We start from the raw sequence: 10,001 nt of genomic DNA on the forward strand, positions 1-10,001 counted from the left end.
CTATTGCAAATACACTACTTGCTTAGCTTCCGGCACATGCAGATTCAAACCGTTGGCAATCGCCTGCTCCACCATATGGTCATTCGCCAAAGTTTTTTGCTCCAGCAATAATTGCGTCCAATCGGCATTGAGCTGATCGCGGGTATTTTTCAATTGCTGCACCTCAGCCACCAAAGAATTATGTTCCTGCGCGAAAACCGCCGTACGCACACCATTAAGCGCCACGCCGCATAATAATCCTGCAAAAATCAATGCCAACCATTTCATAATTTTACCGCCTTCCTTAAGCGCGCACTTCTACATCTCGGATTTGCCGCCACATCCTTTGCCGACGGCTTAATCACAGGGTTAATCAAGGCTAAAACCTGATTGACCCGCCCCCTATCGCTCGGTATTTCCGCCGGCAAAGCCTCGCCTTCCTGCGCGCGAATAAAGCGTTTGACCAACGCATCCTCGCCGCCGTGAAAACTGATAACCGCCAGCACACCGCCGCTTGTCAATAAATTCACCGCGGCATCCAATCCGCGCTGAATCTCGCCCAATTCGTCATTGACCGCCATGCGCAGCGCCTGAAAGGTCTGCGTGGCAGGGTGGAAATTAGGGCGATAAAACTTTTTCGGCATCGCTGCCGCTACTACTTCCGCCAATTGCGTCGTCGTCTGCAAACGCTCGCGAACTGCAAAAACCGCTTTGGCAATTCTTTTCGCCACCGTATGCGGCTCGCCGCCCAAATCGCGAATAATGCGCGCCAATGCCGCCTCATCATGCGAAAGCAGCCAATCGCGCGCCGACATGCCGCTTTCCTGATCCATGCGCATATCCAAAGATCCTTCTTTATTAAAAGAAAAACCGCGCATCGCCTCGTCTAATTGCGGCGAAGACACGCCTAAATCAAACAAAACGCCATGCAAACAGCCTGTCCGCCAGCCTTGCTCGGCGGAAAAAGCCTCGCCAATATTCCCGAAAGGCGTTTTGGCAAAATAAAACCTCGGATCGCTAATCGAAGCCGCTTCCGCCGCCGCCTGCGCATCTCTATCCACAGCATACAAACGCCCATGCTCATTGAGCTGCGCCAATATCGCACGGCTATGTCCGCCGCGTCCGAAGGTCGCGTCCAAATACCAACCGTCGGGACGAATCTCAAGCGCCGACAGCGATTCCTGCAGCAAAACCGAAATATGTGCACTCATATAGACAATGCCCCGATTTCTTCTCCGAAATCAAATCCTTCGGCAGAAAGGGCTTCGATACCCGCCAAATTGATTTGCTCCCAAGCTTCTTGATTCCACAGCTCTAATTTATTGCCCATGCCGGTCAGCACCACTTTCTTATCCAAATTGGCATATTTGCGCAGCATCGGCGGAATTAAAATCCGTCCCGTGCTATCCAGCTCGCAATCGCTGGCATGACCCAAATAAAGACGCTTGATAAAGCGTGCGCGTGGTTCGACGCTGGACAATCTTTCCAATTTGCTCGAGGCTTTTTGCCATTCGCTCGTGGTGTAAATCAGCAGATTTTTATCCAAATCAGCCGTTAAGGTCACCAAACCTTCACTTTCTTCCTCCAAAATCGCACGCAGCTTCGCCGGCACCGAAAGGCGCCCTTTTGTGTCTAAGGATAATTCATAGATACCGCGAAACATGATTCTGGTCTTTTTTGGTCTTACGTTGCACTTTTTCCCACATTATAGACAGCTCTCTTTTTTTTGCAATCAGGCTTAGATTTAGCCGTTCTCCGATTGTGGATAAGTCGCCTTTATTGTGGATAAAAAGCCCGATTTTTGCCTAAAAACCTTATTTTTCCATCTTTGGTGCAAGATTGTGGGATGATTTATTTCGAGCATAAAAACAGCGACTTAAAGTCGCCGTACTGATTTTTTTCGCTATTTTTTGTCAAGAAAAAAATTTTTTCGTTTTTTGCACTTATCCACAAGCGCCGCTATTTTTTCGCGCTCTTTGCCGGCGCATTTCCTTAGGATCGCAAAGCAAGGGGCGGTAAATCTCCACCCGATCGCCCGCCCGCAAAGACGTATCCAAAGCACAGGCATTGCTGAAAATACCGACCTCTATATTGCTTAAATCCAAATGCGGAAAAAAGCGCACAATCCCCGAACGCTCCACCGCCTGATACGCCGTAATTCCTTCATAAACCTGCAAGGCAATGATTTTTTGCTTGGCCGCTTCGCCGTAGGCAACTTCTATATTAATCAGCGTCTTGTCCATATACCTGCGCCGCCCTTTCTGCAAAAGCACCCACCATCGTATTTGCCATATATTCCATTACGCCGCCTAAAATCGGAGCTAGGAAAAACGGTACTTCAAAATTCATTTCATAACGCACTTCGCAGCCGCCTTGCTCTTGCGGCAGAAACTCCCAACGTCCTGATAAATGTTTAAACGGTCCTTCCACCAAAGCAATATTCATCCATTGCGGATATTGATAGCGATTGCGCGTAGTAAAGGATTTGCGCAAACCGCCTTTTTCCACAGTCAAAGTACCGATGATTTCCATCTCATCGCGCTTCACTAACCTTGCCGCCGCACACCAAGGCAGAAATTGCGGATACTGCTCCACATCGGCAACCAAGTCGAACATCTGCTGTGCAGAAAAAGGTAATTTTTTAGATTTTCGGATTTGTGGCACAATAGCTTCCCTCATATCAACAGCGGCATTGTAACCCCTGCCCAGCCAAATCGATACCATGAAAAAGAAAAAAACCCAGGATAATAACATCATCACCAACCGCAAAGCCTTCCACGACTATTTTCTGGAAGAGCATTTTGAAGCGGGCATCGCCTTAGAAGGTTGGGAAGTCAAAGCCTTGCGCGCCGGGCGCGTACAAATCAAAGAAAGCCATATCCTGATTAAAAACGGCGAAGTCTTTTTATTCGCTGCCTTTATCAATCCCCTGCCGTCGGCATCCACGCACGTCTTCCCCGACCCGCAGCGCACGCGCAAACTGCTCTTGCACAAACACCAAATCGCCAAATTAATCGGCGCGGCACAACGCGACGGCTACACCCTCGCCCCCATCAATCTGTATTGGAAAAACGGCTTTGTCAAAGTCGATGTCGCCATCGCCAAAGGCAAAAAAGAATTCGATAAACGCCAAGTCAATAAAGAACGCGACTGGCAGCGCGAAAAAGCCCGCGTTATGAAAAATCATCAATAGGAGCACACTCATGGCACATGAAATCATTCAACTGATTACCGAGGACCACGATAATTTCATCTACATCATCGCCGATCATGTGCATAAAGAAGCCATGGTCGTCGATCCCGCTTGGGACGCGGAAGGCATCAAAGAAGTGCTGGCGGAAGAAGGCTTGCAACTTGTCGGCATCTTGCTCACGCACAGCCACCATGACCACGTCAACGCGGTCATGGACCTATATGACGAAGCCGTCAGCCTATTCATCAATGCCAAAGAATACCCGCTATGGAAAGACTGCCCCGAAGACGCCATTTTGCTCAGCGAGGGCGATGAAATCCAATTCGCAGATACCACGATTTCCGTCCTCGATACGGCAGGACACACCGCAGGCGGCACCTGCTACCGCATCGGCGACGACCTCATCACAGGCGACACCCTCTTTGTTTACGGCTGCGGACGTGCCGATCTGGCAGGCGGCGACGCTGCTACCCTATTCCACAGCCTGCAAAAACTAAAACAACTTCCCGCCCATACGCGCATTTGGGTCGGGCACGACTACGGCATCGCGCAAGAATCCACCCTCGGCGAACAATTTGCCGGCAATCCTTTCCTCATGATAGATGATGAAGCCGATTTTATCCGCTACCGCAATCAATTAGCGGCTAAAACACGCAGCATGCCCTACGAGCCTATCAGCCGCAGCGCGCTGCAAGCAGTCCTACACAACACAGGAGAAGATGATGATTCAACAACATGAAAACGGTTTTTCCTACCTCAAAGGCTCCGATATCTTAGGCGAAATTACCTTCGTTCCCTTGGCATCGGAGCAGCAAATCATCGCCGACCATACCTATGTCAGCCCTGCCGCCCGCGGACAAGGCATTGCCACGCAATTGCTCGACGCGCTTGTCGCCTACGCCCGCGAAAACCAAGTCAAAATCGTGCCGCAATGCAGCTATGTGCAAAGCATGTTCGCCCGCCATGCGGAAAAATACCAAGACGTCATAGCCGATTAACTGTAAAAAAACCGCCGAAAGGCGGTTTTTGCGGTCATGCGCTGCGCTACTTGGCAATATAATTCTGCTGCGCGGAAGTCAGGCGCTTATCAAGCGGCACACTGTATTTTTGCAGCGTGGAAATCAAATGCAGATAATTGCCCGTTGTCGCCTCTTTTAAAATCAAGCGGCTGTCTTCTTTCGACAAACCGCTACGCTTTGCCGCCTGCAGCCATAATTTAATCATCAAAGTACCGTGACGTTGTAACACCGCATCAATATCCCAACTTGCTTTTTTCATTTTTCTACAACTGCCTCTCAGTGCTAAACATCCACATGCTTCAAACCAATTTTGCATGTTATTATATTTGAGAAAAACTTATACGAAAACCTTTATCCTAAAATTTAATTAAATATGTTAAGTCTGCTCATCCGCCGCGAACTGATTGCCAACTGGCGCAATCCGCAAAGCATTATTCAACCGCTGATTTTTTTTGCCCTGACCCTCTGCCTCTTTCCCATATCTCTGGGTGCGGATAATCAGGCACTACAAAACAGCGCCCCTGCCGCATTATGGCTTGCCCTCTTGCTTGCCACCCTGCTCGGCGCGGAACAACTCTTGCGCAGCGATTTTAACGACGGCACCCTTTCCCAAGACCGCATCCATCTTGAGGATTTATGGCTGGGCATCGCCGCGAAAATCATCGCCGCATGGCTGCGCTTTATTTTGCCGCTCTTGCTCTGCCTGCCGCTCTTTGCCTTTATGCTCCATATTCCGCTTGGCGTTTTGCCGCAACTGACGGTGCTATTGATGCTGGGCAGTCTCTGCCTTCTGCTTACCGGCACAATCGGCGCGGCGCTGACACTTGGCGAATCGCACAACAGCTTTTTGCTCTTTCTTATCGTTGTGCCTTTTTACATTCCCGCCCTGATTATCGGCGTGCAAGCCACACATGACGTGCTGCTCGGCTTTTCCGGCACCGGACAAATGGCATTGCTCGGCGCACTCATGCTCTTTTCCATGCTGATTGCCCTGCCTTTCAGCAGTATGGCAATCAAGGCGCAGGCATTGCCCTGACTAATACCAAGGCTTCTCGCCCTCGGGGCGCGTTTTAAAACGGCGGTGCAGCCAAAAATACTGCTCGGGATATTGGCGGATTTCCGCCTCATAAGCGGCATTGACCGCCGTCATCACTTCTGTATCGCTCTGCCCCTCATATTGAGGAATTTCCGCCCCCACACGCACCACATACTCGCGCCCCTCACGCCAAATAAACACCGGAATCCACGCTGCCGCCGTACGCTGCGATAATTTCGGCAAAATATTTACCGAACAGGCCTCAATCCCGAAAAACGGCGCGAAAACGCCGGTGCGGATACCCATATCCTGATCAAGTGCGTACCATAAATTGCCGCCGGACTGCAAAATCCTCAGCACCGCGCGCATATCCTTGAAATGCACCAATTCCGTTGCCGAACGTCCGCGCTGATACTTAATCCATTTATGAAAAAAAGGATTACTCAGCGGACGATACATGCCCGCCGAATCCACATACATGCCCAACAAACGCACGCCCAATTCCATCAGCGTGGTATGCAGCCCCACTAAAACCACTGGCTGCCGCTTATCCATTACTTTCGCCAATGCCGCCGCATCGCCCTCAATCCGCGAAATCTTGCGCAAACGTGCCTCCGACCAAAACCAGCCCATGCCCGTTTCAATCATGCCCTGCCCGACGCTCTCGGCATATCGGCGCAAAGCCCTTTGCAAGTCCTGCTCCGAACGCTGCGGGAATACGCGGCGCAAATTCACTTCCGTAATATGACGGCGGCTTTTCGCCAAGGCAAACATCAGCCGTCCAATCCAAGCGCCAAGCGCCATACGCACCCGCCAAGGCAATTGCACCGCCAGCCACAGCAAACCCAGCAAAAACCAGTAAGCAATAAATTTCAGATGGCGAATTGCCTTCAAATCCTGCACACTATATCCTTTTTACGAGCAAAATATTATGGAAATCATCTTAGCCTCAACCTCGCCCTTTCGCAAAGCCATATTAGAGAATCTCGGACTGCGCTTTAGCACCCAAAGCCCGAATATCGACGAAAGCCCCCTGCCGCAGGAAAGCCCGCAAGCTCTAGTCGAACGCCTTGCGCGCAGCAAAGCCCAAGCCGTCGATGCGCCCCAAGAAGCCTTTGTCATCGGCAGCGATCAAGTCGCTACCATCGACGGCGACATTCTCGGCAAACCGCACACCATCGCCAATGCCATCGCGCAACTCTCGCGCTTTTCAGGACGGGAAGTACAATTTTTTACCGGACTCTGCCTACGCCGAGGCGATACCCTGCATTCTCTTATCGAGCCCTTCAGCGTCCAATTCCGCGAACTCAGTCCTGAAGAAATCCGCACCTATGTCGAACGCGAGCTGCCGCTTAACAGCGCCGGCAGCTTTAAATCGGAAGGCTTGGGCATTTTGCTGTTCTCGCGCCTCATCGGACGCGATCCCAATGCCCTCATCGGCTTGCCGCTCATCGCCCTGCAAGAGCTATTTGCGCAATATCGCCTCAACCTGCTCACCGACGCCCCCTATCTGTCGCAATGAAGCCTTGCTCTGCATCGCCGTATGACGCAGCACTTCCTCCCACATCGAACGCGCAGCGGTGTAATCGACCACCTCTGCGTTCTTAAATTCGGACTTCAGCACCACCGTCATATCATCTAAAGCATCGACCAAACCTAAAGCCAGCGCCTGCTCTCCCGACCAAAACAAACCGCTGAACAAATCGGGATTATCCTGCAAACGCTCGCCGCGTCCTGTCTTAACCGCTTGAATAAACTGCTGATGCAGATTATCCAGCAAGCCCTGCATATGCGCCAATTCCTGCGGATCTTCGGGTTTGGCGCCATTGAGGAAATCCTTGTGTTCGCCCGCCTTATAAGTGCGGTTTTGCAAACCCAATTTATCCAGCAAATCGCCGTAGCCCATGCCCTGCGAAATTACGCCGATCGAGCCCACCACGCTGGAAGGATCGGCATAAATCTTATCTGCTGCCGCCGCCACATAATAAGCGCCGGAAGCCCCCATATCATTGATAAAAGCATAAGCAGGAACCTTATGCTCTTGCTTTAAGCGCATAATCTCGCGGTAAATCTTACCCGATTGCACAGGAGAACCGCCGGGCGAATTGATGTCGATAAACACCGCTTTCACCCCTTTTGCGGCAAAAGCCTCACCCAAAGCCTGATTCACATCCTCCGCATTGGCGTAATCATCGGCGCTGATCACGCCGTTTACGCGCACCATCGCCACAAAACCGTCCTTCGGCAAAGTCTCTCTTTTAAAACCGTGGGTAGCAATCGCCGCCACATACAGCAGCACCAATAAAATCATCACAATGCGAAAAGCAATCTTCCAACGGCGGCGCGCGCGCATCTCCTTAATCGCCTCATGCGCCACTGCCGCCAAAGCACGTTCTTCATCTAAAGTCATTAAAAATCCCCCTTATCTAACAATTGCTGATGCGCATCAGGCAAAGGCGCCTGCACGCAAATCTCATCGCCCTCATAGGCAAACTGAATTTCCTTAGCATGCAAAAACATGCCGTGAAAACCCGCCTTGCGCAAACGGCGGTTAAAGGCATCGTCGCCGTATTTGCCGTCGCCGCCGATACCGTGTCCCTTACTCTGCACCGAGACGCGAATCTGATGCGTACGCCCCGTATCCAAAACAGCCTCAAGCAAAGTCGCTTCTTTAAAATCGCGCAAAATGCGGAAATACGTCCGCGCCCATTGTCCCTCGCCTCTGCTCAGCACCATGCGCTCGCCGCCCTGCATCATTGCTTTTTCCAAACGAATGCGCACCTCCTTAATCTGCGGATGCCATTTGCCGCTGACCAAAGCCCAATAACGCTTCTTGACCTCGCCGGAGTGCATCGCCGCCTGAAAACCCGCCAAAGCAGCGCGGCTTTTTCCCAGCACCAAAACGCCGGAAGTACCACGATCGAGACGATGCGCCAATTCCGCATAACCCTCACCCCAAATCGCGCGCACTGCATCAATCAAGCCGTACTGCTGCTTGCTGCCCGCATGCACCGCGATACCGGCAGGCTTATTCAAAATCAGAAAATGCGCGTCTTCATAAATCACCGCCTGCCGAATCCGCTCCAGCCAAAACGGCGGCACCGTCGTCAAAGCGCGCTGTGCATCAATAATCGGCGGCATGCGCAACTCATCACCGGTAGTCAGCCTATCGGTGGGCTTGACGCGTTTTTTATTCAAACGCACCTCGCCCTTGCGCAGCATCTGGTAAATCCGGCTCTTGGGCAAACTCGGATAACGCTTGCGGATAAAATTATCTATCCGCTGCCTCTCGTCGCCGCTCTCCACCTTAATGAAATGCACGCTTTCAACATCAAGTTTATTCAAAAACAACTCCTTAAAAAACACCTCACAGCAATTGCCGCTTTTCCTGCAAACTATGCTAAAATTTCGTCCGCATTATAAAAAAGTAATTCTACCTTTTTTGGAGTTCATCATGGCAAAAATCGAAACCATACCGCTTTACGCAAAAGCAATCATGTGGGTTGCAGGCATCTTCATGCCCCTCTTCCTGATTCTTCCCTTCTTCTTCTATGGCGGCACCGACACCACCGGACACACCTTAGACGAAAGCGAACTGCAAGCAGGTAGCCTCGCGCCTTTCGGCAAACTGACACTTTCTAGCGATGCGCCTGCCGAAGCCGCTGCCGCCGTATTCGACGTACAAGCCACTTACGACAAAGTCTGCGCCGCATGTCATGCCACCGGTATTTCAGGCGCGCCCGTTCAAGGCGACCAAGCCGCATGGCAAGCCAAAATTGACGAACGTGGCGGTGTAGAAGCACTTGCCGAACAAGGCATTAAAGGCATCAACGCTATGCCGGCAAAAGGCGGCGCAGCAATCAGCGACGAAGACTTCAAAAAAATGGTCTCCTTCATGCTCATCAAAGCCGACATCGACACCGGCAGCCTGCCTGTCGCGGAAGCACAATAAATTCATCTCATGCCCCGCAAGGGGCATTTTTTATACCAACATATCTACTTTATTCTTCACAGAAAAACATCTTAAATGCAGGCGACATCATCCTCTATCTGATGCAGACATTGCAGACTTTAGCATTGCTAAAAAAATGTTAGATGACATCGCAGCTGCGGCTACGCGATTTTTTCAATTTCATACTTCACGCCCAAATACCGGTACATCTCAACAATATTGACGGACAATTAGCATGATGCAGCATTAAGCCGGCAATTTTTAAAAATACCGTTTAATATCGCTGATATATAGTCAATTCAGATCAAAATAAAACACGATTTTTATGTACTGGCTAAAACAATAGGAAACCTAGCATTTTAAGCGTTCGCCTTTGCTATGAATCGACTATAAAATCAAGAAAAGAAGTCAGAAATTCTGAAAATTAAACCTTAGATTCAATCTTGAAGTGCAACGTTTAATAGAGAAGAGAGAAGATGTAAGATGTGCAGTGTTGCACTTGCTCATCAACTCTCACCTATCAGAACGTTATGAAACACTATACACATCTTACACAAGAACAAAGGTATCAAATATCCGTGCTTAAGAAAAGCGCTTATTCATACAGCGAAATAGCCAATATCGTAGGCTGCCATAAATCTACCATCAGCCGAGAGATCAAACGCAATATAGGTAAAAGAGCTTATCGACCGCTGCAAGCTCAAGAAATGGCACAAGATCGTAAAAAGCAAAACGCTTATCAACTCAGTGATTTTGCTAAAGCCTACATCAATCATCTGATTGAGAGAAAATATTCTCCCGAACAGATGACAGGGCGTCTTA

General features: G+C 50.2%; 16 protein-coding genes. 7 read left to right on the top strand and 9 right to left on the bottom strand.

The window, feature by feature from the left end; translation table 11 throughout:
* The 5 genes from ftsL to ACJHVI_RS00635 all read right to left on the bottom strand — a co-directional run bounded on the left by ftsL (nt 1) and on the right by ACJHVI_RS00635 (nt 2,643).
* Nucleotides 1–267: a cell division protein FtsL gene (gene ftsL, locus ACJHVI_RS00615; protein ID WP_483182648.1), complete on the bottom strand. Its 267-nt coding sequence runs from the start codon at nt 265–267 to the stop codon at nt 1–3.
* Nucleotides 264–1,190, bottom strand: coding sequence for a 16S rRNA (cytosine(1402)-N(4))-methyltransferase RsmH (gene rsmH, locus ACJHVI_RS00620; RefSeq protein ID WP_483182649.1), 927 nt, complete (start codon nt 1,188–1,190; stop codon nt 264–266). The genes ftsL and rsmH overlap by 4 nt, the downstream gene beginning before the upstream one ends.
* The gene (mraZ, locus tag ACJHVI_RS00625; RefSeq protein WP_115219335.1) at nt 1,187–1,642 is read right to left on the bottom strand and encodes a division/cell wall cluster transcriptional repressor MraZ; all 456 of its coding nucleotides are present in this window, start codon (nt 1,640–1,642) and stop codon (nt 1,187–1,189) included. The genes rsmH and mraZ overlap by 4 nt, the downstream gene beginning before the upstream one ends.
* A 280-nt stretch (nt 1,643–1,922) precedes the next feature.
* The gene (locus ACJHVI_RS00630) at nt 1,923–2,222 is read right to left on the bottom strand and encodes an RnfH family protein (protein WP_483182650.1); all 300 of its coding nucleotides are present in this window, start codon (nt 2,220–2,222) and stop codon (nt 1,923–1,925) included.
* Nucleotides 2,203–2,643 carry a type II toxin-antitoxin system RatA family toxin gene (locus ACJHVI_RS00635; protein ID WP_483182651.1) on the bottom strand — a complete coding sequence of 147 codons (441 nt, stop codon included), beginning with the start codon at nt 2,641–2,643 and terminating at the stop codon, nt 2,203–2,205. Before ACJHVI_RS00635 ends, ACJHVI_RS00630 begins: the two co-directional genes overlap by 20 nt.
* 58 nt (nt 2,644–2,701) lie before the next feature.
* On the opposite strand from ACJHVI_RS00635, the gene smpB reads away from it, so the two are divergent.
* From smpB to ACJHVI_RS00650, 3 genes are read left to right on the top strand one after another with little or no spacing between them, the layout of a single operon-like run.
* Nucleotides 2,702–3,172, top strand: coding sequence for an SsrA-binding protein SmpB (gene smpB, locus ACJHVI_RS00640; RefSeq protein WP_483182652.1), 471 nt, complete (start codon nt 2,702–2,704; stop codon nt 3,170–3,172).
* Between the two features lie 10 nt (nt 3,173–3,182).
* Nucleotides 3,183–3,911 (top strand): MBL fold metallo-hydrolase, encoded by a 729-nt coding sequence (locus tag ACJHVI_RS00645; protein ID WP_483182653.1) that lies wholly within the window; start codon nt 3,183–3,185, stop codon nt 3,909–3,911.
* Entirely contained in the window at nt 3,892–4,170 is a 279-nt protein-coding gene (locus ACJHVI_RS00650; protein ID WP_483182654.1) for a GNAT family N-acetyltransferase, read from the top strand. The genes ACJHVI_RS00645 and ACJHVI_RS00650 overlap by 20 nt, the downstream gene beginning before the upstream one ends.
* Nucleotides 4,171–4,216: 46 nt before the next feature.
* Here ACJHVI_RS00650 and ACJHVI_RS00655 read toward each other — a convergent pair whose 3' ends face one another.
* Nucleotides 4,217–4,450, bottom strand: coding sequence for a hypothetical protein (locus ACJHVI_RS00655; RefSeq protein ID WP_483182655.1), 234 nt, complete (start codon nt 4,448–4,450; stop codon nt 4,217–4,219).
* A 114-nt stretch (nt 4,451–4,564) separates the two neighbouring features.
* Between ACJHVI_RS00655 and ACJHVI_RS00660 the strand changes: the two genes are divergently transcribed.
* Nucleotides 4,565–5,227 carry a heme exporter protein CcmB gene (locus ACJHVI_RS00660; RefSeq protein ID WP_483182656.1) on the top strand — a complete coding sequence of 221 codons (663 nt, stop codon included), beginning with the start codon at nt 4,565–4,567 and terminating at the stop codon, nt 5,225–5,227.
* On the opposite strand, the gene ACJHVI_RS00665 is transcribed toward ACJHVI_RS00660, so the two are convergent.
* Nucleotides 5,228–6,130: an LpxL/LpxP family acyltransferase gene (locus tag ACJHVI_RS00665; protein ID WP_483182657.1), complete on the bottom strand. Its 903-nt coding sequence runs from the start codon at nt 6,128–6,130 to the stop codon at nt 5,228–5,230. It abuts the gene before it with no gap.
* Between the two features lie 28 nt (nt 6,131–6,158).
* Between ACJHVI_RS00665 and ACJHVI_RS00670 the strand changes: the two genes are divergently transcribed.
* Entirely contained in the window at nt 6,159–6,749 is a 591-nt protein-coding gene (locus tag ACJHVI_RS00670) for a Maf family protein (RefSeq protein WP_483182658.1), read from the top strand.
* On the opposite strand, the gene sppA is transcribed toward ACJHVI_RS00670, so the two are convergent.
* Both sppA and ACJHVI_RS00680 read right to left on the bottom strand, forming a co-directional pair.
* On the bottom strand, nt 6,693–7,637 hold the full coding sequence (gene sppA, locus ACJHVI_RS00675) for a signal peptide peptidase SppA (protein WP_483182659.1): 945 nt from the start codon (nt 7,635–7,637) through the stop codon (nt 6,693–6,695). The two genes, ACJHVI_RS00670 and sppA, sit on opposite strands and share 57 nt — an antisense overlap.
* The gene (locus ACJHVI_RS00680; protein ID WP_483182660.1) at nt 7,637–8,572 is read right to left on the bottom strand and encodes an RluA family pseudouridine synthase; all 936 of its coding nucleotides are present in this window, start codon (nt 8,570–8,572) and stop codon (nt 7,637–7,639) included. The genes sppA and ACJHVI_RS00680 overlap by 1 nt, the downstream gene beginning before the upstream one ends.
* Before the next feature lie 109 nt (nt 8,573–8,681).
* Between ACJHVI_RS00680 and ACJHVI_RS00685 the strand changes: the two genes are divergently transcribed.
* Nucleotides 8,682–9,179, top strand: coding sequence for a c-type cytochrome (locus ACJHVI_RS00685; protein WP_483182661.1), 498 nt, complete (start codon nt 8,682–8,684; stop codon nt 9,177–9,179).
* 530 nt (nt 9,180–9,709) lie between these two features.
* A partial coding sequence (locus ACJHVI_RS00690) for a transposase (RefSeq protein ID WP_483182662.1) occupies nt 9,710–10,001 on the top strand: 292 nt, incomplete at its 3' end.

Source organism: Suttonella sp. (assembly GCF_056855035.1).

Coding starts and splice junctions, on each gene's coding strand:
- rsmH (WP_483182649.1), bottom strand. CDS start 1,190: ATGAGTGCACATATTTCGGTTTTGCTGCAGGAATCGCTGTCGGCGCTT.
- ACJHVI_RS00685 (WP_483182661.1), top strand. CDS start 8,682: ATGGCAAAAATCGAAACCATACCGCTTTACGCAAAAGCAATCATGTGG.
- smpB (WP_483182652.1), top strand. CDS start 2,702: ATGAAAAAGAAAAAAACCCAGGATAATAACATCATCACCAACCGCAAA.
- sppA (WP_483182659.1), bottom strand. CDS start 7,637: ATGACTTTAGATGAAGAACGTGCTTTGGCGGCAGTGGCGCATGAGGCG.
- ACJHVI_RS00630 (WP_483182650.1), bottom strand. CDS start 2,222: ATGGACAAGACGCTGATTAATATAGAAGTTGCCTACGGCGAAGCGGCC.
- mraZ (WP_115219335.1), bottom strand. CDS start 1,642: ATGTTTCGCGGTATCTATGAATTATCCTTAGACACAAAAGGGCGCCTT.
- ACJHVI_RS00660 (WP_483182656.1), top strand. CDS start 4,565: ATGTTAAGTCTGCTCATCCGCCGCGAACTGATTGCCAACTGGCGCAAT.
- ACJHVI_RS00650 (WP_483182654.1), top strand. CDS start 3,892: ATGATGATTCAACAACATGAAAACGGTTTTTCCTACCTCAAAGGCTCC.
- ACJHVI_RS00655 (WP_483182655.1), bottom strand. CDS start 4,450: ATGAAAAAAGCAAGTTGGGATATTGATGCGGTGTTACAACGTCACGGT.
- ftsL (WP_483182648.1), bottom strand. CDS start 267: ATGAAATGGTTGGCATTGATTTTTGCAGGATTATTATGCGGCGTGGCG.
- ACJHVI_RS00670 (WP_483182658.1), top strand. CDS start 6,159: ATGGAAATCATCTTAGCCTCAACCTCGCCCTTTCGCAAAGCCATATTA.
- ACJHVI_RS00645 (WP_483182653.1), top strand. CDS start 3,183: ATGGCACATGAAATCATTCAACTGATTACCGAGGACCACGATAATTTC.